Raw genomic sequence first — 23,748 nt, 5'->3', positions numbered from 1 at the left:
GGGATCCTTGCGCGGGCCACGCCATGCGGTAGGTACGGCGCGCCCGCCAGGACGGTCGTGACCGTTTCGCGCGGGGTTGGCATTCAGATGACACCGGACCACGCCATGGCGAACTCCGCCCCCCTCGAGCGCGACGCGCGCCTCGCCATGACCGACCACAAGGTCGCGCCGGGCGAGATCGCGATCGGCGTCGTCATCGGGCGGGCGGCCGAGTATTTCGACTTCTTCGTGTACGGCATCGCCTCGGTGCTGGTGTTCCCGAAGGTGTTCTTCCCGTTCGCCGACCCGCTGAAGGCGACGCTCTATTCCTTCGTCGTGTTCTCCCTCGCCTTCATCGCCCGGCCGATCGGCTCGGTGATCTTCATGGCGGTCGACCGGCGCCACGGCCGCGGGGTCAAGCTGACCATCGCCTTGTTCCTGCTCGGCGGCTCGACCATGCTGATCAGCTTCCTGCCGGGCTACGACACGATCGGCGTCTCGGCGATCTGGCTGCTCGCGGCGCTACGGATCGGGCAGGGACTGGCGCTGGGCGGCGCCTGGGACGGGCTCGCCTCGCTGCTCGCCCTCAACGCGCCGGTGGAGCGGCGCGGCTGGTACGCGATGATGCCGCAGCTCGGCGCCCCCGTCGGCTTCATGCTGGCGAGCCTGCTCTTCGCCTTCTTCGTGATGAACCTCGACCACGCCGACTTCATCGACTGGGGCTGGCGCTACCCGTTCTTCTGCGCCTTCACCATCAACGTGGTGGCCCTGTTCGCCCGGCTCCGGCTCGTGGCCACCGACGAGTTCGAGAGCCTGATCGAGAAGGGGCGGCTCGAGCCGACGACCTTCTTCAGCCTGCTCAAGGCCCACGGCGACGACGTGATCGTCGGCGCGCTGGTGCCGCTGGCGAGCTTCGCCCTGTTCCACCTCGTCACGATCTTCCCGATCTCCTGGATCACCCTGTTCACGCAGCGCTCGGCGGGCGAGTTCCTGCTCGTGCAGTTCGGCGGCGCCATCCTGTTCGCGGGGGCGATCGTGTTCTCCGGGCTGATGGCCGATCAGATCGGGCGGCGCATGCACCTGCTCGTCTCGGCGGGCCTGATCGCGGCCTTCGCGGTGGCCAGCACCATCGCGCCCCTCGTCATCGAGGAGAACGTGATCGGCCAGACGGTCTACGTGCTGGCGGGCTTCTCGCTGCTCGGCCTCGCCTACGGCCAGTCCTCGGGCGCCATCTCGTCGCGGTTCGGGTCGCGCTACCGCTACACCGGCGCGGCGCTCACCTCGGATCTCGCCTGGCTGCTCGGCGCCGGCTTCGCGCCCCTCGTGGCGCTCGGCCTCTCGGCCAAGTTCGGGCTGGCCTGCGTCGGCCTCTACCTGCTGTCGGGCGCGGTCGCCACGATCCTGGCGCTCGCCCTCAACCGCTCCGAGATCCGGCAGATGTAGCCGGGCCTCGCCTGAACGACGCTCACGCGGCGCGGCTGCCGGCCGCGCCTTCCATATCGTCCCGCCGCACCGCGCGGCCGGGAGGGATCATCGGGGACTCGATGTCGATCGCCGCGGCTACATCCGCTCTCAGGGCGCGCGCGCAGCGCCTCGCCGCCCGCGCAGGCCTGCTCCGGGCCGCCCTCGTCCTGCCGCTCACCGGCCTGCTCGCCGGCTGCAACCTGGTAGTCATGAGCCCCTCCGGCGACGTGGCGATGCAGCAGCGCAACCTCGTGATCGCCTCCACGGGCCTGATGCTCCTGATCATCGTGCCGGTGATCATCCTGACGCTGATCTTCGCCTGGCACTACCGGTCGTCGAACAAGGCCGCGGTCTACGATCCCGACTGGCATCACTCGACCCAGCTCGAGGTGGTGATCTGGTCGGTTCCGCTGGTGATCATCATCGCGCTGGGCGCGCTGACCTGGATCAGCACGCACACCCTCGACCCCTACCGCCCGCTCTCGCGGATCGCGCCCGGCCAGCCGGTGTCGGCCGAGACCAAGCCGCTCGAGGTCCAGGCCGTAGCGCTCGACTGGAAGTGGCTGTTCTTCTATCCCGAATACGGGATCGCCACGGTGAACGAGCTCGCCGCCCCGGTCGACCGGCCGATCAACTTCAAGATCACCGCGTCCTCGGTGATGAACACCTTCTACGTCCCGGCACTCGCCGGCATGGTCTACGCGATGCCCGGCATGGAGATGAAGCTCCACGCGGTGATCAACAAGGCGGGCGTCTACGAGGGGCTGTCGGCGCAGTACAGCGGCAGCGGCTTCTCGCGCATGACGTTCAAGTTCCACGGCCTGGACCAGGGCGGCTTCGAGGCCTGGGTCGCCAAGGTGAAGGCCGAGGGCAAGGATCTCAGCCGCGAGGCCTATCTGGACCTGGAGAAGCCGAGCGAGCGCGAGCCCGTGCGCTACTACGCCTCCGCGGCGGACGGGCTCTTCAGCCGGATCGTCAACATGTGCGCCTTGCCCGGCAAGATGTGCATGAGCGAGATGATGAAGATCGACGCGGCCGGCGGCGCGGGCGTGCACAGCCACGAGAACCGCGAGCGCCTGCGCTACGACAACCGGCATATCCAGCAGGGCGACGAGGCCCCCGGCGCCACCACACCGGCCACGGGCCGGGCGCCGCGCTCCGAACCGCGGCCGGGCGACACGCCGCCGGCCTCCGGCCATGGCGGCCACGACCATCACGAGCAGTCCAAGCCGGGGCCCAACGACTCGCTGGCACCCGCGCAGCGCAGCAACAACTGAGGCCGGCGGTCAGCCGACGCATCGCCGGAGAGCCGATCCATGTTCTCGAACCTCGACTTCACGAATCTCGACCTGCAGAAACTCGTCTTCGGACGTCTCAGCCTGGCCGACATCCCCTACCATGAGCCGATCCTGCTCGTGACCTTCTCGGTCGTGGCGCTCGGCGGCCTCGTGGTGCTCGGGGCCATCACCTATTTCCGGTTCTGGGGCCCGCTCTGGCGGGACTGGATGACCTCCGTCGATCACAAGAAGATCGGCATCATGTACATCATCCTGGCGCTGGTGATGCTGCTCCGCGGCTTCGCCGACGCGATCATGATGATCACCCAGAAGGCGGTCGCCTTCGGGCCGAGCGAGGGCTACCTGCCGCCGCATCACTACGACCAGATCTTCACCGCCCACGGCGTGATCATGATCTTCTTCGTGGCGATGCCGTTCGTCACGGGGCTGATGAACTACGTCGTCCCGCTGCAGATCGGCGCCCGCGACGTCTCGTTTCCGTTCCTGAACAATTTCAGCTTCTGGATGACGGTGGCCGGCGCGGTCATCACCATGATCTCGCTGTTCGTGGGCGAGTTCTCGCGCGCCACCTGGCTCGGCTACCCGCCGCTCTCGGGCGCGGATATGAGCCCCGGCGTCGGGGTCGACTACTGGATCTGGGGCCTGCAGATCGCCGGCGTCGGCACCCTGCTCTCGGGCATCAACCTGGTCGCCACCATCGTGAAGATGCGCGCGCCCGGCATGACCATGATGAAGCTGCCAGTCTTCGTCTGGACCTCGCTCTGCACCAACGTGCTGATCGTCGCCGCCTTCCCGATCCTGACCGCCGTCCTCGTGCTGCTGTCGCTCGACCGCTACGTCGGCACGCACTTCTTCACGAACGACCTCGGCGGCAATCCGATGATGTACTTCAACCTCATCTGGATCTGGGGCCATCCGGAGGTCTACATCCTCATCCTGCCGGCCTTCGGGATCTTCTCCGAGGTGACCTCGACCTATTGCGGCAAGCGCCTGTTCGGCTACGCCTCGATGGTCTACGCCACCGTCGTCATCACGATCCTCTCCTATCTCGTCTGGCTGCACCACTTCTTCACGATGGGCTCGGGCGCCAACGTGAACTCGTTCTTCGGCATCACGACGATGATCATCTCGATCCCGACGGGTGCGAAGATCTTCAACTGGCTGTTCACCATGTATCGCGGCCGGATCCGCTTCGAGCTGCCCATGCTCTGGACGGTCGGCTTCATGGTGACCTTCGTCATCGGCGGCATGACCGGCGTGCTGCTCGCCGTCCCGCCGGCCGACTTCGTGCTGCACAACTCGCTCTTCCTGGTCGCGCACTTCCACAACGTGATCATCGGCGGCGTTCTGTTCGGCATGTTCGCCGGCGTGAACTACTGGTTCCCCAAGGCGTTCGGCTTCAAGCTCGACCCGTTCTGGGGCAAGATGAGCTTCTGGTGCTGGCTCGTCGGCTTCTACCTCGTCTTCATGCCGCTCTACGTGCTGGGGCTCATGGGCGTCACCCGCCGCACCCAGCACTTCGATGATCCCACCCTGCAGCCCTGGTTCATCGTCGCGGCCTGCGGCGCGGTGCTGATCCTGTGCGGAATCCTGTCTCTGCTCGTTCAGATCGTCGTCTCGATCCGCAACCGCGAGGCTCTGCGCGACACCACCGGCGACCCGTGGGGCGGCCGGACCCTCGAATGGTCCACCTCCTCCCCGCCGCCGGACTACAACTTCGCCTTCACGCCGGTCGTGCACGACCTCGACGCCTGGTACGACATGAAGAACCGCGGCTACGCCCGCCCGCTCGGCGGCTTCAAGCCGATCCACATGCCGAAGAACACCGGCACGGGTGTGATCCTCGGCGGGCTGAGCGTCGCCTTCGGCTTTGCCATGATCTGGTACATCTGGTGGCTGGCGGCGCTCTCCTTCGCGGCGATCTTCATCGTCTCGATCGTGCACACCTTCAACTACAACCGCGACTTCTACATCCCGGCCGACGCGGTCGTCCGGGCCGAGAACGAGCGCACCGCCGTGCTGGCGGGACGGGTCTGACCTCGATGATGCACACGGACACCGCGCCCCCCGGCACCGCGCCGGTCTTCCATCTGGAGGAGGAGCATCATCCGGAGACCAGCACCCTGCTCGGGTTCTGGATCTACCTGATGAGCGACTGCCTCATCTTCGCGGTCCTGTTCGCCACCTACGGCGTTCTCGGGCGCAACTATGCGGCCGGGCCGTCGCCGAAGGATCTGTTCGACCTGCCGCTCGTCGCGCTGAACACGGCGATGCTGCTGTTCTCGTCCATCACCTATGGCTTCGCCATGATCGCGATGGACAAGGGCCGGCAGGCGGCGACGCAGGCCTGGCTGGCGATCACCGGGCTCTTCGGCGCGGCCTTCCTCGGGATCGAGCTCTACGAGTTCAGCCATCTGATCCACGAGGGCGCCGGGCCGCAGCGCTCCGCCTTCCTGTCCTCGTTCTTCACGCTGGTCGGCACCCACGGTCTGCACGTCACCCTCGGCCTCGTCTGGCTGATGGTGCTGATGGTGCAGGTGGGCCAGCGCGGGCTGATCCCGGAGAACCAGCGCCGGCTGATGTGCCTGTCGATGTTCTGGCACTTCCTCGACGTGGTCTGGATCGGCGTCTTCACCTTCGTCTACCTGATGGGAGTCCTGCAATGAGCGCCGAGACGGCCCACCACGGCGACGGGCACGGACACCACGACGGCGCGAGCCACGGCTCGCTCGGCGGCTACGTCACCGGCTTCGTGCTCTCGGTGATCCTCACCGCGATCCCGTTCTGGCTGGTGATGGCGCGCCCGATCGAGAGCGCGCTCTGGACGGGCATCGTGATCATGGCCTTCGCGGCGGTGCAGATCGTGGTCCACATGATCTACTTCCTGCACATGAACACGAAGTCGGAGGGTGGCTGGACCATCCTGGCGCTGATCTTCACGGTGACCCTCGTGGTGATCACGCTGACCGGCTCGCTCTGGGTGATGCACCACCTGAACACCAACATGATGCCCATGTCGGCGCACGACATGCGCCACGCCCCCTGAGGCCCAGGCGTCCTCCCCCGTCGAGGGGGAGGACGAATTGCGGCAACAACCGGCGGATCCGGCCTGCGGGCCTACGCCGTCCGGCGCTCCCGCTCGGGGGGATGGGTTCCGCGGTCTCGCCGCGACCCTCGCCCCGTCTCCCAATCGATCCCGTCGCTCTCGCCCGGGGGAACCGGCCATGCTGACGGTCCTGCGATGACCCGGCGCAGCCGCATCCGGCTCCTCGTCATCGACGCGCTGGCGGTGCTCCTCGTCGCCGTGCTCCTCGGGCTCGGGACTTGGCAGGTCCATCGCCGGGCCTGGAAGCTCGACCTCATCGCCCGCGTCGAGGCCAATACCCATGGCGAGCCCGCCATGCCGCCCGGCCCCGATGCCTGGCCGGAGATCGGCGAGCGTGACGCCTACCGGCGCCTTGCGCTCACCGGGACCTATCTGGCCGGCCGCGACACCCTGGTCCAGGCCTTGACGGAGCGGGGCGGGGGCTTCTGGGTGCTGACCCCGCTGCGGACGCGCGCAGGGTTCACGGTCTTGGTCAATCGCGGCTTCGTGCCGGAGCGCCGGGTTCCGCCGCCCCCCGCAGGCGAGACCGCACTCACCGGCCTCCTGCGCCTGACGGAGCCGGGCGGGGGCTTCCTGCGCGCCAACGATGCGGCGGCGGACCGCTGGTACTCGCGCGACGTGGCGGCGATCGTGGAGGCGCGCGACCTCGCGGCCGAGCCCGGTGGCGTGGCGCCCTACTTCGTCGATGCCGCGCGCTCGGGAGACGACGCCCCCGTGAGCGGCCTGACGGTGATCCGCTTCCGCAACGACCACCTGACCTACGCGCTCACGTGGTACGCCCTCGCCCTGATGGTCGCGGGCGGCGCGCTCTACCTGACGATCGACACGTGGCGGCGGCGCGGATCCTGAGAGATCAGCGCCGGGTGTCGTCGATCTGGGCGAGGAGCAGGGCGCGCAGGCGCGCGCCGGGCTCGTCGCGGGCGCGACGGTCCGCGAGGATCGCGGCCCACAGGAGGGCGGCCTCGCTGCGGCCGCCAGAGTTGCGCGCCTCGGCGCGTGCCGGAGCGAAGGTCTCACGACGGTTCATGGCAATCCCTCCCGATTCGTCTCGGGTCGAGCCCGCTTCCGCGACGGGTTAGGCGTGTCGATTGCCACAGTCCAGCCCAAATCTGGGGCAGCACAGGACAAGCCGCGCGCTTCGTCAGGGCAACGCAATGAATGCCATCATGAATACAGGATCGGCGCCCTGCGCGGTGGGCGCCGAGGCCGGATCAGGCGGCGTCGCGCCTGCCGCCCGACCGCTCGGCCTGACCGCCGGGACGGCCGAGGCCGATCTCCTTGGCGAGCGCCGACCGCTGGGCCGCGTAGCCCGGGGCCACCATCGGGTAATCCGCCGGCAACCCGTAGCGCTGGCGATAGGCCTGCGGCGTCAGGCCGTGCTTGGTCAGGTGCCGCTTCAGGGTCTTGTAGGGCTTGCCGTCAATGAAGCTGACGATCCCCTCGTCGGAGATCGACTTGCGGATCTGTGCGGCGGTCGGCTTCTCCACCGCGATCTCGGGCTCGGACGCCTCGGAGCCGGCTCCGGCGAGCGCGGCGAGGGCGGCGTGGATCTTGGCGATCAGCGCCGGCAGCTCGGCGGCCGGCACCGGATTGTTCGATACGTAGGCCGCGACGATGTCACCCGCATACGCGATGATCTCGGGGTTCTGTCCCTGCGCTTCTTCTGCCATCTGTGATCCAGTTGGTTATCGGCGCCCCCGACATTGTCCTCCTTCGACGTCGATCAAGGGGGCAGCCCCAGAGTCGTGCGCAGACCTCTTCGTTCGGGAATGCAGGCCACTCCCTTGCCTTCGGGGCCGATCTCGGGTGCTTGCCGCGGCAACCGTTTCGGCGCAGCAGCGCATCGTGACGACTGAACTCCGGCGCGGCGATCCTGAAAACGACATGGATCAGTCCCGGCCCAGTCGGCTGCTATCCCCCGGAGACCAAGCGCTGCGCCGTCAGGCGCGCAGGCGGACCTGCATGCGGGGCAGGGGGGCCGGCCGGTCGAGCCCGTAGGTCTTGAGTGAGACCACGGTGACCGGCTCGTCGCGGCGGGCGATCACCACGCTGTTGTCGGGCACCGGCGTCCAGGTCGCGTGCTCCTTGTCGAGAGGCTCGGAGACGATGACCACGCCGGCCTCGCCCTCGCGGACATACATGCTGTTGGCATCGTCGTTGGCCGCGTAGCGGAAGGCGTAGAGGTCGCGCCCGTCCGCCAGCGCCGCGGTGAAGCGGAAGGGGTGGCCGCCGTCGTTGCCGCCGACGAGATCGGTGATCGTGGCGAGCACCTGCACGGTCGCGGCGACGGGGTCGCGCGGCTCGCCGGCCTCCCCCGCCGGCCCCATCAGACCGGCGCCGAGGATCGCCAGGAACAGCGCCTCGGAATCCGTGGTGCCGCCGCGGCTCGGATAGAGCTCATCCGGGATCAGGGCCTCGATCCGGCGGCGCAGCCGCGTCCAGTCGCCGACATAGCCGTTGTGCATGAACAGCCAGGGACCGCAGGTGAAGGGATGGCAGTTCGGCCGGGTGATCGGCGTGCCGGTCGCCGCCCGGACATGGCCGAAGAACAGGTGCGAGTGCAGGTGGCGGCACAGGTAGCGCAGGTTGTCGTCCGACCACGCCGGCTGGACCTCGCGGTAGCGGCCGGGCTCGGGATGCTCGCCGTACCAACCGAGGCCGAAGCCGTCGCCGTTGGTGGCGGCGGTGGATTCCAGCGCCTGGATGCTCTGCGAGACGAGCGAGTGGGCCGGCTCCGTGACGTAGCGCTCCAGCGGTATCGTGCGGCCCCGGTAGGCGATCCAGCGGCACATGAGGCTCTCCTCCCGTTGCTCTCGGAAACTCGCGCCGCCCCGCCAATCCCGGAGGATCGTGGAGATTCCGCGTCACCTTGAGCGGACCCTTGCTGCGGGGCGGTCGTCCGAGACCTCGTGTCGCGTCCGTGATCCAAGGATCACGGAAAAGGCTCTAGATCCCCTGCGCCTGCAGCCAGGCTTCCAGGAGGGCCACCTGCCAGAGCTTCGAATGTCCCTTGGGCGTCAGCGTCCCGTCGGGATCGGCGAGCAGGCGGTCGATATAGGGGCGGCTGAACAGGCCACGCTCCCGTGCCGCGGGGCTGTCGAGCACCCCGCGCACGAAATCCATGTAGGGCCCGCGGATGTGCTTCAAGGCCGGGACGGGAAAATAGCCCTTCGGCCGGTCGATCACCGCGGCGGGCAGGACGGCGCGGGCGGCCTCCTTGAGGATGAACTTGCCGCCGTCCTTGACCTTCAGCGCGGCGGGCACGCGGGCGGCAAGCTCCACCAGTTCGTGGTCGAGGAAGGGCACGCGCGCCTCGAGCCCGCAGGCCATGGTCATGTTGTCGACCCGCTTGACGGGGTCGTCCACCAGCATGACCTGCGTATCGAGCTGCAGCACCTGATCGACGGGGTCCTGCGCCGCGAGGCCGCCGAGGAAGGCCGCCACGAAGGCGCGGCTGTGATCCGGGCCGAGCCAGGCCGGGGCCAGGGTCTCGGACATCTCGGCATGGTCGCGGTCGAAATAGACCCGGGCGTAGTCCGCGACCGGGTCGGTCGACCCCACCATCTTGGGGTACCAGTGGTAGCCGCCGAAAATCTCGTCGGCGCCCTGGCCGCTCTGCACCACCTTCACATGCTTGGACACCTCCTGCGACAGGAGCAGGAAGGCGACCGCGTCGTGGCTCATCTGCGGCTCGGACATCGCCCGGATCGCGAGCGGCAACGCCTCGAGTGTGCGCGAGGCGTCGACCGCGATCTTGACGTGGTCGGTGCCGAAGGTCTCGGCGACGAGGTCGGAATACCGGAACTCGTCCCCCTCGACGCCGTTCACCGCGTCGAAGCCGACGGCGAAGGTCTTCAGACCGGTCTGGCCCTTGCGGGCGAGCAGCGCCACGAGGAGCGAGCTGTCGAGGCCGCCCGAGAGGAGAACACCGGTCGGCACGTCGGCGATCTGGCGCCGCTCGACCGCGAGCCCCAGCATGTCGAGCACGCGGGCGCGCCAATCGCCCTCGGTGAGGTTCGCGTCCTCCGCCCGCGGGCCGACCTCCAGGGTCCAGTAGGTCTGCTGCCGCCGCGTCCCGTCCGGCTCCACTGTGAGCAGGGTGGCGGGCGGCAGCTTCTTCACGCCCTTGAGGATGGTGTTCGGAGCGGGCACCACCGCGTGCAAGCTCATGTAGTTGTGCAGGCCCGCCGGATCGATCGCGGTGTCGACCCCGCCCGCAGCGAGCAGCGCCGGCAGCGAGGAGGCGAAGCGCAGGGCGCCCGCCGTCTCGGCGAGGTAGAGCGGCTTGATGCCGAGCCGGTCGCGCCCGAGCACGACGCGGCCGCTGTCACGCTCGTGGATCGCGAAGGCGAACATGCCGAGGAAGCGGTCGACGCAGGACGGCCCCCAGGCATGATAGGCCTTGAGGATGACCTCGGTGTCGCTGGTCGAGAAGAAGCGGTAGCCCTTGGCCGCAAGCTCCTCGCGTAGAGCGGGGTAGTTGTAGATGCAGCCGTTGAAGACGACCGCGAGGCCGAGCTCGGGATCGACCATCGGCTGCTGGCCGGCCTCCGAGAGATCGATGATCTTGAGCCGGCGGTGGCCGAAGGCGATGCGGCCCTGCTGATAGAGGCCGGAGGCGTCCGGCCCGCGGGGCGCGAGGCACCCCGTCATCGCGCGCACCGCGTCCGGATCGGCCGTCCCGTCGAACCTGATCTCTCCGGCAATTCCGCACATGGCAGCCGACCGCCTCTCCGCTCGCGACGAGCCCGAGCGGCAGAACTGGCGGCACGGCCCCGACGTTCCCAATGGCGCGGAGACAGCACCCGAGCCATGCTCCAGGCGCGCAGCTCAAGCTATGGCGCGGGCAAGACGGCGCCGGAGATGCCGGGAAGCGGGATCGGGACCGAGTCAGATCCGGGTGCCGTCGTCCTTCGGCGGCTTGCCGCAGCGGAAGCGCGCGACCCGCCAGCGGTCATGGCTGTTCTGCCACGCGGCCATCTGGGGCTGGGCCACGGTCATGCACTGCATCGGGGTCTGCACCTCTTCGTTGAAGTGGTGCACGCGCATGACGCAATGAGTTGGGTTGGCGACGAGGCAGGTGAGGAAGTAAAGCCCGTAGAGCATGCAGCATTCCCTGTCGTTCGGCGCGCGCTTCCTCCAGTCCGTGATTGATCTTGCCCCCGATCTGGCAAGGGCCGTGCCGGCTCAACGCCGCGGGCGCGGATCGCGTGCGGCCCGTGATCAAAATGTCGCAGGTTCGGTCCGCCGATCGGGGCCGTGCCCGGCGCCTCCACCGCAGCTGCGCGATTTCGCCAAAAAGCCGTGGTGTCGTCGCGGACGACCTCGATCACACCCGACCCGGATCCCGATGTCCCGCCCGACCGCCGCTCTGCTCCTCGCCGCCCTCGTCCTGCCGGCGCACGCCGCCGAGTCGATCACGGGGCATGCCACGGTGATCGACGGCGACACGATCGAGCTGACGGGCAAGCGGATCGATCTGCACGGCATCGACGCGCCGGAATCGGCACAGACCTGCGAGACGGCGCGCGGCACGAGCTATCGCTGCGGGCAGGCCGCGGCCACGGCCCTGCGCGGGCGCATCGGCACGGCCGACGTCACCTGCGAGCCCCGGGGCACCGATGCAAGGGGCCACGTCTCGGCGGTCTGCCGCGTCGGGGGCGAGGATCTCGCGGCCTGGATGGCCGCGCACGGCCACGCCCTGGCGAACCGCCACCAGAGCCAGGCCTACCTGCCGCAGGAGCGCCGGGCCTGGGCGACCCGGCGGGGCCTGTGGGCGGGCACCTTCGAGGAGCCTGCGGACTGGCGCCAGGCGCGCCACCGGGCCGAGGCCGCGGCGCAGGCCGCCGCGGATTGAGCGACGCTGCGGGGCGGGAATCGTATCAATCGGGGATGGCGTAGCCGATCGCGCTGCAGACCAGGGCGAGCGCCGTGACGCGCGCGGCGAGCCGGCTCGCGGGGCCGAAGGGCATGGGCCCGGCCTCCTCCGGGCCGGCATCGTGCTCGTAGCGGGCGAGCAGGGTCTCGAAGGTCGGAATCGCCCGGATCGCGAGGCGGAGCCAGAGCCCGAGCGCGGCGAGCCCGATGAGCAGGCCCCCATAGGTGAAACCGTCGTCCAGCACGGAACCCTCGTCCTGCCAGACCCCCTTGGCACAACCATAAGGCGCAGCATGCCGGCGCGGCAAGGCGGATCTCGCGCGGTCCGGCGCCCTCAGCCCTGCGGCAGGCCGACCAGCCAGTCGTGCAGGGACGCGGCCGCCGCCTCCCAGCGCGGCTCCAGCATGAGGGCGTGGGCGAGGCGCGGGACGATGACCGGCTGCACGCCGTAATAGGCGCCCGTGCGCCAGACCTCGTCGGCCGGGATGAACCGATCCGCGGCGCCGCCGAGGACGAAGCTGCGCGGGGCCTGCCAGGGCAGGGGCCCGCGCGGCGGCAGCCCCTGCAGCTCCGGCCCGATCAGGGGCGATTCCTCGCCGGCCCGCGCCATGAACCGACGGAAGACCGACTCCGGCACGTCCTGCGAGAACAGGCCCGCCCGCAGGATCGCGGGGTCGGCATGGCGTACCCCGTCCGTGCTCAGGGTGAGCACCTCGCGGAACAGGGCCGGGCTCGACAGGCTCATGCGCAGAGCCGACACGGCGAGGCCCCAGGGCGGGACCGCGGCGAGCAGCGCCATGGCGTGGGGCCGGGCGCCCAGGCGCACCCAGTCCTGGATGACGGCGCCGCCGAGGGAATGGCCGATCACCACCAGGGGGCCACCGACCCGGTCGGCCGCCGCGGCGAGATCCGCGACGTAGTCGGAGAGCCGCCAGGAGCGGATCCCCGCATGGCCGCCGCTGCCGCCATGCCCGCGCAGGCTGACCGCGTAGGCCTCGAACCCCGCCTCAGCGAAGTAGGGCAGAACGTGCTCGTCCCAGATCCAGGCGCCGGCCGCGATCCCGTGCACGAAGAGGAGCCGCGGGCCGCCGCGGGCCCTACGCGGGCGCCGGTCGATGATCTCCAGCCGGATGTCGTGCCCCGATGCGGCGGCCATGCCCCGATCCCGTCCCCGCCCCGTTTGCGAGCGCGCCTTCTACGCAGGAAGCCGGTCCGCGGGGAAGGACTTTCGGGACAGGCGCTCTCCGCGGCAGCCATCCTGTCTGCCGCGGCCTCCATCCGGAGAGGACCGATGACGCGCGAGGACCGCGCCGAGGCGCAGCTTGGCCTCAGGCGCGAGACGGGCTGGTTCTGGACGTTCATCCAGGTAGAGACCGGCGACGGCATCGGGTCGGCGATCGACGTCAGCATGACCATGGAGCGCGAGGCCAACAGCAAGGGCGACCGGGTGACGATGAACCTCTCGGGCAGGTTCCTGCCCGGCGACGAGGAAGGCGTGCCCGATCACGGCTCCAAGGAGCCGTCGGACCGCGTCACCCGCGCTTCCCTCCGCGCCGAACGGGGCGATCAGGACCGGCTCGGCAGCCCGATCCGTCCGCCCGCCGCGCCGAGCCCCGCCTTCGCGCCCGCCCGGTTGACCACGCCGAGGCGCAGCACCGCCTGTTCCAGATAGTCGATCGCGTCGAGGAGATGGGCCCGGGCCGCCTCCACCGCCGCGTCCTCCTCGGGCGGCGTCTCGGCGAGCTTGACCGCGGCGATCAGAACCCGGTCGCGCTCGTCCTCGATGCGGGGGTCGCGCTCCACCCGGCCGCGGATCTCGGCGTCGAAGGCCTCGACCACCGCGAAGGGCAGGGCGCCCCGCCCCGCCGGCCCGGCGAAGGCGGTCGCCCGGCGGCGCCCAGCCTCCGCCACGCGCGCCAGCACCTGCATCCCGCCATCCTCAGCGCCCATCCCCGCCCCCGCCGCCCCCCGCCGACGAGCCTGCCGACCGAACCGCCGGTGGGTGAAGGCTGGCGCCTGCATCCGCAAGATGCCACAGAGAGCCGGAGTTCCCGCAGGCAGGATCCGTCCCATCCCGTCCCTGACCCCACCGCGGCCGGCGCAACCGCGCACCGTCTCCTATCTCCTGCCGGCCGTGGTTCTGCTCGCCGGGCTCACCGCCAGCGTGGCGGTGTCCCTGCAGATCCGGCAGGTCAGCGGAGCCCGGGACCGCGACCGCTTCGAGCGCCTGGCCACGCAGCAGGCGGACCGCATCCGCGAGCGGCTCGACACCTATGTCGCGCTGCTGCGCGGCACGGCCGGGCTCTACGCCGCGAGCGAGACGGTGACGCGGGCGGATTTCTCCGCCTATGTCGCCCGCCTGCGCCTCACCGAGCTCTATCCGGGCACCCGCGGCATCGGCTTCGCGCAACCCTTCCGGCCGGAGGAGGGCCCGGCGCTGGTGGCCGCGATGCGGACGCAGGGCCTGCCCGAGTTCCGGCTGCGGCCGGACCCGCCGGGTCTCGAGCCCAGCGCCATCGTCGCCCTCGAACCCCTCGACCGCCGCAACAGCGCGGCGCTCGGCTTCGACATGCTCTCGGAGCCCGTCCGCCGCACCGCCATGGCGCGGGCGCGCGACACCGGCGAGGCGGCGCTCTCCGGCCGGGTCGAGCTGGTGCAGGAGATCGACCGGGACAAGCAGCCGGGCTTCCTCGTCTACCTGCCGGCCTATGCGGGCGGCGCCGTGCCGGAGACGGAGGCAGGCCGCCGGGCCGGCCTCATCGGCTGGACCTACAGCCCGTTCCGGGCCGGCGACTTCTTCCCCTACGTCTCGATCCCCGCCGCCGCGGGCAACGCGCCGGAGCTCGCCTTCCAGATCCACGACCAAGGTCAGGGCGGGCCGGAGCCGGCGGCGGACACCCTGCTCTACGCCTCTCCGGCCTGGCCGCGGGCGGCCGAGGCGGGCGGCCCGACGACGCGGCGCACCGTGCCCATCGCCGGACGGACCTGGACGCTCGCCGCGACGCCAACGGCCGCCTTCGCGCGCGACCCGTCGGGACAGGCCTGGCCCTGGATCCTCGGCCTCGGAGGCCTCGTGACCCTGGCGCTCAGTGGGGCGGCGCTGGCGCAGGGGCGCGCGCAGGCCCGCTCGGAGGCAGCGCGCCTCGACCTCGAGGAGGAGCGCAACCGGCTCGAACTCCTCAACCGGGCCGGGCCGGCCCTGGTGAGCGAGCACGATGTCGAGCGCCTCGTCCAGACGGTGATCGAGGCGGCGACGCGCCTCGTCGGGGGCGCTTACGGCGCCTTCTTCGAGCGTGTGCCGGCGGGCGCCGAGGGCAACGCCGAGGAGGTCTGGCGCCTGTTCAGCCTCACGGGAGGCCCGCGCGAGGCCTTCACCCGCTTCGGCCTGCCGCGGGCGACGAACCTGTTCAAGCCGACCTTCCTCGCCGAGGGCGTGGTCCGCTCCGACGACGTGGCGCAGGACGCCCGCTACGGCTCGCACGGGGGCATGCCCAGGGGCCATCTGCCGGTGCGCAGCTACCTCGCGGCGCCGGTGGTGTCGGGGTCGGGCGAGACTCTCGGCGCCCTGCTGTTCGGCCATCCAGAGCCCGCCCGCTTCGGGCCCCGCGAGGAGCGCCTGATCACGGGCTTCGCCGCCCAGGCTGCGGTCGCCCTCGACAATGCGCGCCTCCTCACCTCGGTCCTGCACGAGCGCCAGCGCTTCCAGGCCGCGGTCCAGGCGGTGCGCGGCATCATGTGGACCAACGACGCCACCGGCCGCATGGCCGGCGAGCAGCCCGGCTGGAGCGCGATCACCGGCCAGTCCCCCGCGGCGTATCAGGGCTTCGGCTGGGCCGACGCCGTGCACCCGGACGACCGGCAGGCGAGCATCGATGCCTGGAACGCGGCGGTGGCCGAGCGCAGGACCTTCGTCCACGAGCACCGGGTGCGCTCGAAGGACGGGGCGTGGCGCACCTACGCGATCCGCGCCGTGCCGGTCCTCGACGAGGCGGGCACCATCCGCGAATGGGTCGGCGTCCACACCGACATCACCGAGCAGCGGGAGGCGGAGGCCGAGCTGCGGGAATCCAACGAGGAGATCCAGCGCTACGCCTACATCGTCAGCCACGACCTGCGCGCCCCGCTCGTCAACGTGATGGGTTTCACGAGCGAGCTGGAGACGGTGCAGGCGGAGATCCGCGAGGCCCTCGCCGGCCATCCGAAGGCCGCCCGGATCGAGGGCGACGTCACCGAGGCGCTCGGCTTCATCCGCGCCGCCATCACCAAGATGGAGGCGCTGATCGCGGCGATCCTAAAGCTGTCGCGGGAAGGACGGCGCACCTTCCGGCCGGAACCGCTCGACATGGCCGCGCTGATGCGGGGCCTCGCCGACGCGCAGCGCCATCAGGCCGACGCGGCCGGCGCCCGCGTCGCGATCGCCGCCGACCTGCCCGACATCGTCGCCGACCGGCTCGCCGTGCAGCAGATCTTCGGCAACCTGATCGACAACGCGCTCAAGTATCTGGATCCGGCCCGCCCCGGCCGGATCACGGTGACGGGCGAGCCCGTCTCCGGGACCCGCATCCGCTACGCCGTCACGGATAACGGCCGCGGGATCGCCCCCCAGGACCATGCCCGCGTCTTCGAGCTGTTCCGCCGCGCCGGCGCCCAGGACCGGCCCGGGGACGGAATCGGCCTCGCCCACGTCAAGGCGCTGGTGCGCTCCCTCGGTGGGCGCATCACGGTCTCGTCGGAACTCGGGGCCGGCACCACCTTCAGCGTGACCCTGCCGCGTGACGCCGCCGGGGCCGCCCCGCCGCTCGCGGCCGAGTGAGGATAACGCCCATGCATCCCGTCTGCATCGTGATGATCGAGGACGACGAGGGCCATGCCCGCCTGATCGAGCGCAACATCCGCCGGGCCGGCGTCAACAACGACATCGTTCCCTTCCGGACGGGAACGGAAGCCCTGGCTTATCTGTTCGGGCCGGACGGGTCGGGGGAGGCGAGCGCGCGGCGCCATCTCCTGGTCCTGCTCGACCTCAATCTGCCGGACATGACCGGCATCGACATCCTGGAAAAGATCAAGGCCAACACGCACACCAAGCGCTCGCCGGTCGTGGTGCTCACCACCACGGACGACGCGCGCGAGATCCAGCGCTGCTACGATCTCGGCGCCAACGTCTACATCACGAAGCCCGTCAACTACGAGGGCTTCGCCAACGCCATCCGCCAGCTCGGCCTGTTCTTCTCGGTGATGCAGGTGCCGGAAAACCCATGAGCGCCGCCCGATGAGTTCCGACGCGCCGGCGCGGGGCCGCATCCTCTACATCGACGACGACCCGGGCCTCGCACGCCTCGTGCAGCGGGCGCTCTCCGCCCGCGGCTACGCAGTCGAGGCGGTGGCGAGCGGCGAGGCCGGCCTCGCACGGCTGGCGCAAGGCGGCATCGACGCCGTCGCCCTCGACCACCACATGCCCGGACGCACCGGGCTCGAGCTCCTGCCGGAGATCCGGGCCCTGCCCGACGCGCCCCCCGTCATCTACGTCACCGGCTCGGAGGACAGCCGCGTGGCGGTGGCCGCGCTCAAGGCGGGGGCGGTCGACTACGTCTGGAAGGACGTGCAGGGGCACTTCCGCGAGCTTCTCGGCGAGGCGGTCGACACGGCGTTGCGCCAGGAGGCGCTCCGCCGCGACAAGGAGCGGGCCGAGACGGAGGTCCGCGAGGCGCGCGACCGGGCCGAGCTCCTGCTGCGCGAGGTCAATCACCGCGTCGCGAACTCCCTGGCGCTCGTCGCCGCCCTGGCGCGCATGCAGACCAACGCGGTCTCCGACCCGGCCGCCAAGAGCGCGCTCGAGGAGATGCAGGCCCGGATCTCGGCCATCGCCGGCATCCACCGACGCCTCTACACCTCGGAGGACGTGGAGGCGGTGGAGATCGACGCCTATCTCGCGAGCCTCGTCGAGGAGCTGGAGGCCGCCATGAAGGCGGCGGGGCGCGACCACGCCATCCGGCTCGCCGCCGACCCGATCCGCCTCGCCACGGACAAGGCGGTCTCGCTGGGCGTCGTCGTCACCGAACTCGTCACCAACGCCTACAAATACGCCTATCCCGCCGGCTCCTCGGGCGAGATCCGCGTCGATGTCCGCCCGGACGGCGGCGATGCGCTGGTGCTCACGGTGGCCGATGACGGAGTCGGCTGGACGGGGCAGGGGACCCCGCGCGGCACCGGCCTCGGCTCGCGCATCATCCGCGCCATGGCGACCAACCTGCGCTCGCAGATCGCCTACGCCGCGGAAGGGCCCGGCACGCAGGCGGTGCTGCGCTTCCCGGTCTGACGGCGCGTGAGGGCCAAGTGCGCCCTCAGCCGGCCTCCCCCTCGCGGTGCTCGATCCAGGCGGCGAGCGCGGGGGACAAGCCGGTGGCGGGTTTCGGGCCGGGCCGGGCGAAGCGGCCCGAGGCGGGAGGGCGGGCGCCCATCCGCACCAGCCCCTGCGCCTGACCGAGAGCCGCGGCGAGCGGGTCGACCAGAGGCACCGGCACAAGGTCGCGCACGCGCAGGGCGAGGCCCGTGAGCGGCGCGCCCGCCAGGATCACCGCGTCGGCCCCGTTCTCGGCGGCGCGCGCCGCCAGGGCCACGATCTCGCTCTCCAGCTCGTGCTGAACCTCGGTCACCGAGCGGAACTCCCCCTCGGCCGCGACAAGCCCGGCGCAGCGGGCATGCAGGCCGGCCTGATGCACCGCGTCCTCGTACCAGGGCAGGAGCTTGCGCGAGAAGGTGACGATGGAGAAGCGCTGGCCCAGCATGCAGGCGGTGAGCATGGCCGCCTCCGCCATGCCGACCACAGGCAGGTCGAACAGCTCGCGGGCGGCCACCAGGCCCGGATCGCCGAAGGCGGCGATCACCGCGGCGTCGTGGCCGGCTTGGTGCTCGGCGAGCGTCTCCAGCACCGCGGCGCCCGCGAGCTGCGCCTCGGCCCGGCTCGCGATGTAGGGCAGGCCCCGCACGGCGGTGAGCGCGGTGACGCGCACGTCCGGCGCGAGCGCCGCCACCGCGGCCGCGGCCATGCGCTCCGTCATCGCGGCGGAGGTATTGGGATTGAGAAGCAGGATCTTCACGAAAACGCTGACCTTCTTGGAGCTCGTGGCGGCTCTCAGCCGCCCGCCGCCCGCGCCCACAGGGCCGCGATGGCGTCTTCCGCGTCGCGCCGGATCGCCTCGGCATCGACCTGAGTCGGGCATCCGTCCTCGACCACGACCGCGCCGTCGACGATGACGGTCTCCACGTCGCGCCCCTGGCCCGTATGGACCAGAGTGCCCAGCGGGTTGCGCGCCGGGGTCAGATGCGGGCGGCGCAGGTCGAGGAGGACGAGGTCGGCCCGCTTGCCGGGCACAAGGCTGCCGATCTCGTCCGCGAGCCCCATCGCCCGAGCGCCGCCGAGGGTTGCCATCTCGAACACGGTCTCCGGCTGCCACGCGTCCGTGACAGCGCCCTGCTGGATGCGCCCGACCGCGAGCGCCCAGCGCATCACCTCGACCATGTCGGCATGCATGTTGTCGGTGCCGAGGCTCAGCCGGGCGCCTGCAGCGCGCAAGGCTTGAGTCGGCGCGATGGTGGCGCCGGTGGCGTTGCCCTTGGCGATATGGGCCACCGTGATGCCGGCCCGGCCGATCCGGGCGATATCCGCGTCGCTCACATGGATACAATGGGCCGCGAGCAGGCGGTCGTTCAGGAGGCCGACCTCGTCGAGCAGCTCCGGCGGGCTCAGCCCATCGCGCGCGCGGATGCGGGCGAGCTCGACCTTGCTCTGCGAGAGATGCGTCGTCACCCGCAGGCCCGTGCGCTCCGAGGCATCCCGGATGCGGCGCAGGAAGGGCGTCGAGCAGGTGTCGGGGGCGTGCGCGGCGAGCTGCACGCCGATGCGCAGGTCCGACTTGCCCTCGTAGCGCTCGGCCAGCGCCAGCGCCTCGTCGAGGGTGCGCTCGCCGATCGCGTCGCAATGCTCCCAGCGGCCGGTGGAGACCCCGCTGAAATCGACGTCGTGGATGCGTCCGCAGGACCAGACCCTGAGGCCCAGCTCCGCCATGGCGGGGGTGACGACGTCGGCATGGACGAAGGTGTCGTTGATCAGCGTCGAGCCGAACAACATCGCCTCGAGCGCGCCGAGGCGGGCGATCGCGTAGGCCTCGTCGGGGCGCACCATGTGCCCCTGCGGGATGCCCGGCGTGTAGGCGGGGGCGAAGCCGAGGTCTTCGGCCACGCCCCGCACCATGCTGAGATTCGCGTGGGTGTGGATGTTGACGAGCCCGGGGATCGCGAGCCGCCCCGGCCGGTGCAGGGTCTTCCGCGCGGCCGGCGGCTCGCCCGCGGCGGGCTCGATGCTGACGAGGCGCCCCGCGCGGATGCCGATCCGTGCGTCCAGGATCGGGGCGGCGCCGGGCTCGCCGGTCAGCGCGGTGACGCCGGTGACGAGGAGATCGAGGGGTTCGGCCAGGCCGCGCCCGGAACGGGTGTGTTCGTCCATGTCGCTCACCGGTCGAGGACGTGGGTCAGGAAGCGCCGGGTGCGCGGGTCACCGGGATCGGTGAAGATCGCCTCGGGCGGCCCCTCCTCGACGATGGCACCGTCCTCCATCACGATCAGCCGGTCGGCGACCTGACGGGCGAAGCGCATCTCGTGGGTGACGACGATCATGGTGAGGCCCTCGCGGGCGAGCGCCCGCATCACGTCGAGCACCTCGTGCACCAGTTCCGGATCGAGGGCCGAGGTCGGCTCGTCGAACAGGATCAGTTCCGGCTCCATGGCGAGCGCCCGGGCGATCGCCACCCGCTGCTGCTGGCCGCCCGAGAGCTGGGAGGGCCGCTTGTGCATGTGCTCGGCAAGGCTCACCCGGGCGAGCTGGGCCTTCGCCCGCGCCTCGGCCTCGGCCCGCGACAGGCCGAGCGTCCGGCGCGGGCCGATGGTGACGTTGTCGAGCGCCGAGAGGTGCGGGAACAGGTTGAAGCGCTGGAACACGAAGCCGAAGCGCCGCCGCTGCCGGGCGAGCGCGGATTCGCTCATGGGGCGCCAGCGCCCGTCAGGGCTCAGGTGCCCACCGACGCTCTCGCCCGCGAGCCGGATCTCGCCGCCGCTCGGCGCCTCCAGGTGGTTGAGGCAGCGGAGCACCGTGGTCTTGCCCGAGCCCGAGGGGCCGATCAGCACCAGGGTCTCGCCGCGGGCGAGGTCGAAGGAGATGCCCTTGAGGATCTCGCGGGCACCGTAGCTCTTGCGCAAGTCCCGCACGGCGAGGAGCGGCGCGGCGGGGGCCGGGACGGGGGGCGGCACCGGGGCTGCCGGGGACGGGGCCTGCATCGTGGCGGTCACCATGCGGGCATCCTCCGCTCGAGCTGCCGCGACACGTAGGCGAGGCAAGAGATGATCACGTAATAGTAGATCGCCAGCAGCGCGAAGATCTCCAGCGGCGCGAAATGCGAGGCGATGATCGCCTGACCCGAGCGGGTCAGCTCGTAGACCGAGATCACCGAGAGCAGCGAGGTGTTCTTGACGAGGGTGATCAGGTCGTTGGTCAGTGCCGGCGTCATCGGCCGGATCGCCTGCGGCAGCAGCACGTAGACGAGGATCTGCCCGCGGGTCATGCCGATGGATTTCGCCGCCTCGCTCTGGCCGCGCTCCACCGCGCCGACCGCGCCGCGCACCACCTCGGCGACGTAGGCCGCGCTGTTGAGCGAGAGGGCGAGCACGCCGGAGACGAACTCGCCCGGCCGCCAGCCGAGCATCGGCAGGCCGAAGAACACGATGAAGATCTGGATCAGCAGCGGCGTGCCGCGGATGAAGTCGACATAGGCCCGCACCAGCAGGCGGGCGGGAGCCGGGCCACCCAGGGAGACGAGCCCGAGCGCCACGCCGCCCGCGAGCCCGAGGGCTCCGGCGAGCGCGGCGATCTTGAGGCTCGTCAGCGCACCCTGGACGAGAAGGGGGACGGCCATCGCGACGATGGCCCAGTCGATGGTCATGATTCGAAGGCTCTTGGGGCGCGCCGGCTCAGGAGAAGGTCGGCACCTTGTCCGCGAGGTCCATGCGGATGCCGAACCATTTCTCCTGCAGGGCGTAGATCTCGCCCGAGGCCTTGAGCGCGGTGATGCGCTCGTCGAGGAAGCCGGCGAGCGCCGTATCCTCCTTGCGCAGGCCGATGCCGGCCCAGTTGCGCGGGCCGATATTGCGCACGATGGCGTAGCGGCCCGGCGCGTCCTTCGTCACCTGGGTCAGGGTCGCCAGGGCGTTGATGACTCCGTCGACCGAGCCCTGCGCCAGGGCGAGATAGGCGGAGGGGTGATCGTCGTAGGTCTTGATCTCGGCGAAGCCCTTGCCGGTGGCGGCCTTGAGCTTCTCCTCGAGCCCCGCCTTCATGGTGTCGCCGGCCGAGCCCAGCTTCACCCCAAGGATCTTGCCGGCCATGCCGTCGAGGGACTTGATCGTGCCGGCATCGGAGGCACGGATCAGCAACTCCTGCGTCGCCTCGGTATAGGGGATGGTGTAGCCGACCTTCTGGACCCGCTCCTTGGTATAGGTGAGCGAGGTCATGATCACGTCGAAATTGCCCGCGTAGAGGGCCGGGATGACGCCGGCCCAGGCGGTGTCCACCATCTCGACCCTGACGCCCAGCGGCTGGAACAGCAGCGCGGCGAGGTCCACGTCGTAGCCGACGATCTTGGCCCCGTCGCGGAAGGTGAAGGGCCGGTAGGCCGCCTCGCAGCCGACCCGGACGACGCCCGCCTTGCGCAGATCCTCCGGCCCGCGGCCCGCCGCGAAGGCGGCCCCCCCGAGGGCGGGCAGGGCGAGGGCGCCTGCCGCGCCTCGCAGGAGGGTGCGGCGGCTGAAGAGCGTATCGAAGGTGCGGGCCATGGCGGCTTCTCCCGGATGAGTCGCTGGGCAATATCCAAATTGCATGCCATCTTGAAAATGCAAGCTTTTTCAGTGGCAGCGACGAAGCCTCATGGGGCGGCGCGGGCGGATTCGGCAGAAAGCGCCAGCCCGTCCGCCACCGTCTCGCCGGTGCGGCAGAGATGCTGGCGCCACACACCCCGAGCCTGCTCCGGATCGCGCCTCCGGAAGGCCTCCATCAGCGCCTCGTGCTCGCCGACCGACTCGGCCCAGCGGGCGGGATCGAAGATGGCGACGTAGCGGCCGCGGCGCGCCCGCAGCATCAGAGTGGCGTGGCTGCCGATCAGGACGGGGTTGCCGGAGAGCTTCACGACCTGATCGTGAATGCGGCTGTTGATGTCGAAATAGGCATCCTTCTCGCGCGTCTCGTAGTGACGCAGCATCTGCGCGTGCAGGTCCTCGAGCCCGGCCAGCGCCTCGGGGGCGGCAGTCTGCACGGCGCGGTCTGCGGCGAGGCCCTCGAGCTCGGCGATCACCTCGAAGAGGTGGCGCGCCTCTGCGGAGGTGAGCATCATCACCCGGGCGCCGCGGTTCTGGCTGATCTCGATGAGGCCGTCCGCCTCGAGGAGCTTCAGCGCCTCGCGCATCGGGGTGCGCGAGACGTTCAGGCGCTCGCAGAGCACGCGCTCCACGACGCGGCTGCCTGCGGCGAGCTCCCCGCGCACGATGAGGTCGCGCAGGGTGTCGGCGACCTGCCGCGCGAAGGGGATGCGCCGCGACAGCGGCAGGCCGCGCGAGCCCAGCACGATCCCGGCCTGCGTCATGTCCGCAGACCCCGTCTCCCGCTCTTCCACGGCAGAACCTCCCATGACGCGGACACCGTATCGTTTTCTCGACTTAGCGAAAGCCACAGGTTGCATTCAAGTGAATGGCGACGAAAGAGGCGGCTCCATTCCGCAGCCTCGACCCCTGTCCCCGCCTCGGCATCGCCCTGGCAGGAGACGATGGGCGGCCCGCTCGGGGGTGGAACGCCATCTCCGTGTGGGCGCGGCAGATTGAAGCGCGGGCCCATCCCGCCCGCTCCCTTCCCCCTCTCCCGCACGGGTCGCCCTCGCCGCCGCGTCGCGTATAAGGCCCCGACGCCCCCCGCCCGAGGACCTCGCC

General features: G+C 70.7%; 25 protein-coding genes. 11 read left to right on the top strand and 14 right to left on the bottom strand.

The window, feature by feature from the left end:
- Window positions 1-87 precede the first annotated feature (87 nt).
- The 6 genes from MET9862_RS13230 to MET9862_RS13205 all read left to right on the top strand — a co-directional run bounded on the left by MET9862_RS13230 (window position 88) and on the right by MET9862_RS13205 (window position 6,696).
- A complete protein-coding gene (locus MET9862_RS13230; protein WP_142583426.1) occupies window positions 88-1,422 on the top strand; it encodes an MFS transporter in 1,335 nt (444 codons plus the stop codon).
- Between the two features lie 101 nt (window positions 1,423-1,523).
- The gene (cyoA, locus tag MET9862_RS13225; RefSeq protein WP_142583425.1) at window positions 1,524-2,720 is read left to right on the top strand and encodes a ubiquinol oxidase subunit II; all 1,197 of its coding nucleotides are present in this window, start codon (window positions 1,524-1,526) and stop codon (window positions 2,718-2,720) included.
- A gap of 39 nt (window positions 2,721-2,759) precedes the next feature.
- The gene (gene cyoB / locus MET9862_RS13220; protein ID WP_142583424.1) at window positions 2,760-4,778 is read left to right on the top strand and encodes a cytochrome o ubiquinol oxidase subunit I; all 2,019 of its coding nucleotides are present in this window, start codon (window positions 2,760-2,762) and stop codon (window positions 4,776-4,778) included.
- 8 nt (window positions 4,779-4,786) lie between these two features.
- Window positions 4,787-5,407, top strand: a complete 621-nt coding sequence (gene cyoC, locus MET9862_RS13215) for a cytochrome o ubiquinol oxidase subunit III (protein ID WP_210248104.1) — start codon at window positions 4,787-4,789, stop codon at window positions 5,405-5,407.
- Complete coding sequence (gene cyoD, locus MET9862_RS13210; protein WP_142583422.1) at window positions 5,404-5,787, top strand: cytochrome o ubiquinol oxidase subunit IV; 384 nt, start codon at window positions 5,404-5,406, stop codon at window positions 5,785-5,787. The genes cyoC and cyoD overlap by 4 nt, the downstream gene beginning before the upstream one ends.
- A 195-nt stretch (window positions 5,788-5,982) precedes the next feature.
- A complete protein-coding gene (locus MET9862_RS13205; RefSeq protein ID WP_142583421.1) occupies window positions 5,983-6,696 on the top strand; it encodes an SURF1 family protein in 714 nt (237 codons plus the stop codon).
- A 4-nt stretch (window positions 6,697-6,700) separates the two neighbouring features.
- Here MET9862_RS13205 and MET9862_RS29350 read toward each other — a convergent pair whose 3' ends face one another.
- The 5 genes from MET9862_RS29350 to MET9862_RS13185 all read right to left on the bottom strand — a co-directional run bounded on the left by MET9862_RS29350 (window position 6,701) and on the right by MET9862_RS13185 (window position 10,953).
- Complete coding sequence (locus MET9862_RS29350) at window positions 6,701-6,874, bottom strand: hypothetical protein (protein WP_185156860.1); 174 nt, start codon at window positions 6,872-6,874, stop codon at window positions 6,701-6,703.
- A gap of 184 nt (window positions 6,875-7,058) precedes the next feature.
- Window positions 7,059-7,517: a Ros/MucR family transcriptional regulator gene (locus MET9862_RS13200; protein ID WP_142583420.1), complete on the bottom strand. Its 459-nt coding sequence runs from the start codon at window positions 7,515-7,517 to the stop codon at window positions 7,059-7,061.
- A gap of 270 nt (window positions 7,518-7,787) precedes the next feature.
- Window positions 7,788-8,639: a class II glutamine amidotransferase gene (locus MET9862_RS13195; RefSeq protein WP_142583419.1), complete on the bottom strand. Its 852-nt coding sequence runs from the start codon at window positions 8,637-8,639 to the stop codon at window positions 7,788-7,790.
- A 154-nt stretch (window positions 8,640-8,793) separates the two neighbouring features.
- A complete protein-coding gene (locus MET9862_RS13190) occupies window positions 8,794-10,563 on the bottom strand; it encodes an N-acetylglutaminylglutamine amidotransferase (protein ID WP_142583418.1) in 1,770 nt (589 codons plus the stop codon).
- 174 nt (window positions 10,564-10,737) lie between these two features.
- Entirely contained in the window at window positions 10,738-10,953 is a 216-nt protein-coding gene (locus MET9862_RS13185) for a hypothetical protein (protein WP_142583417.1), read from the bottom strand.
- A gap of 244 nt (window positions 10,954-11,197) precedes the next feature.
- Here MET9862_RS13185 and MET9862_RS13180 point away from each other — a divergent pair, with 244 nt between their 5' ends.
- Window positions 11,198-11,704 (top strand): thermonuclease family protein, encoded by a 507-nt coding sequence (locus MET9862_RS13180; RefSeq protein ID WP_142583416.1) that lies wholly within the window; start codon window positions 11,198-11,200, stop codon window positions 11,702-11,704.
- Between the two features lie 25 nt (window positions 11,705-11,729).
- On the opposite strand, the gene MET9862_RS13175 is transcribed toward MET9862_RS13180, so the two are convergent.
- Window positions 11,730-11,969 (bottom strand): hypothetical protein, encoded by a 240-nt coding sequence (locus tag MET9862_RS13175; protein WP_142583415.1) that lies wholly within the window; start codon window positions 11,967-11,969, stop codon window positions 11,730-11,732.
- Window positions 11,970-12,058: 89 nt separating this feature from the next.
- Complete coding sequence (locus tag MET9862_RS13170; RefSeq protein WP_142583414.1) at window positions 12,059-12,880, bottom strand: alpha/beta hydrolase; 822 nt, start codon at window positions 12,878-12,880, stop codon at window positions 12,059-12,061.
- A 135-nt stretch (window positions 12,881-13,015) separates the two neighbouring features.
- On the opposite strand from MET9862_RS13170, the gene MET9862_RS30760 reads away from it, so the two are divergent.
- On the top strand, window positions 13,016-13,396 hold the full coding sequence (locus MET9862_RS30760; protein WP_142583413.1) for a cyanase: 381 nt from the start codon (window positions 13,016-13,018) through the stop codon (window positions 13,394-13,396).
- Here the strand turns inward: MET9862_RS30760 and MET9862_RS13160 are convergent.
- On the bottom strand, window positions 13,291-13,653 hold the full coding sequence (locus MET9862_RS13160; protein WP_142583412.1) for a hypothetical protein: 363 nt from the start codon (window positions 13,651-13,653) through the stop codon (window positions 13,291-13,293). The two genes, MET9862_RS30760 and MET9862_RS13160, sit on opposite strands and share 106 nt — an antisense overlap.
- Window positions 13,654-13,858: 205 nt before the next feature.
- Between MET9862_RS13160 and MET9862_RS13155 the strand changes: the two genes are divergently transcribed.
- From MET9862_RS13155 to MET9862_RS13145, 3 genes are read left to right on the top strand one after another with little or no spacing between them, the layout of a single operon-like run.
- A complete protein-coding gene (locus MET9862_RS13155) occupies window positions 13,859-16,537 on the top strand; it encodes a CHASE domain-containing protein (protein WP_244612702.1) in 2,679 nt (892 codons plus the stop codon).
- Window positions 16,538-16,548: 11 nt separating this feature from the next.
- Entirely contained in the window at window positions 16,549-16,983 is a 435-nt protein-coding gene (locus MET9862_RS13150) for a response regulator (RefSeq protein ID WP_142583410.1), read from the top strand.
- Between the two features lie 10 nt (window positions 16,984-16,993).
- Entirely contained in the window at window positions 16,994-18,040 is a 1,047-nt protein-coding gene (locus tag MET9862_RS13145; RefSeq protein ID WP_142583409.1) for a sensor histidine kinase, read from the top strand.
- Between the two features lie 25 nt (window positions 18,041-18,065).
- Here the strand turns inward: MET9862_RS13145 and MET9862_RS13140 are convergent, their stop codons facing one another.
- The 6 genes from MET9862_RS13140 to MET9862_RS13115 all read right to left on the bottom strand — a co-directional run bounded on the left by MET9862_RS13140 (window position 18,066) and on the right by MET9862_RS13115 (window position 23,408).
- Entirely contained in the window at window positions 18,066-18,821 is a 756-nt protein-coding gene (locus MET9862_RS13140; protein WP_142583408.1) for an aspartate/glutamate racemase family protein, read from the bottom strand.
- A gap of 35 nt (window positions 18,822-18,856) precedes the next feature.
- Window positions 18,857-20,227, bottom strand: coding sequence for an amidohydrolase family protein (locus MET9862_RS13135; protein WP_142583407.1), 1,371 nt, complete (start codon window positions 20,225-20,227; stop codon window positions 18,857-18,859).
- Window positions 20,228-20,232: 5 nt separating this feature from the next.
- A complete protein-coding gene (locus tag MET9862_RS13130) occupies window positions 20,233-21,069 on the bottom strand; it encodes an amino acid ABC transporter ATP-binding protein (protein ID WP_280178967.1) in 837 nt (278 codons plus the stop codon).
- On the bottom strand, window positions 21,063-21,716 hold the full coding sequence (locus MET9862_RS13125) for an amino acid ABC transporter permease (RefSeq protein ID WP_142583406.1): 654 nt from the start codon (window positions 21,714-21,716) through the stop codon (window positions 21,063-21,065). Before MET9862_RS13125 ends, MET9862_RS13130 begins: the two co-directional genes overlap by 7 nt.
- 28 nt (window positions 21,717-21,744) lie before the next feature.
- Entirely contained in the window at window positions 21,745-22,605 is an 861-nt protein-coding gene (locus MET9862_RS13120) for a transporter substrate-binding domain-containing protein (RefSeq protein WP_185156859.1), read from the bottom strand.
- A gap of 89 nt (window positions 22,606-22,694) precedes the next feature.
- Window positions 22,695-23,408, bottom strand: a complete 714-nt coding sequence (locus MET9862_RS13115; protein WP_142583404.1) for a GntR family transcriptional regulator — start codon at window positions 23,406-23,408, stop codon at window positions 22,695-22,697.
- Window positions 23,409-23,748 lie beyond the last annotated feature (340 nt).

Origin of the sequence: Methylobacterium symbioticum (genome assembly GCF_902141845.1) — a bacterium.
In the GTDB taxonomy this organism is placed as follows: domain Bacteria; phylum Pseudomonadota; class Alphaproteobacteria; order Rhizobiales; family Beijerinckiaceae; genus Methylobacterium; species Methylobacterium symbioticum.
This window is presented reverse-complemented; position numbering and strand designations above follow the sequence as displayed.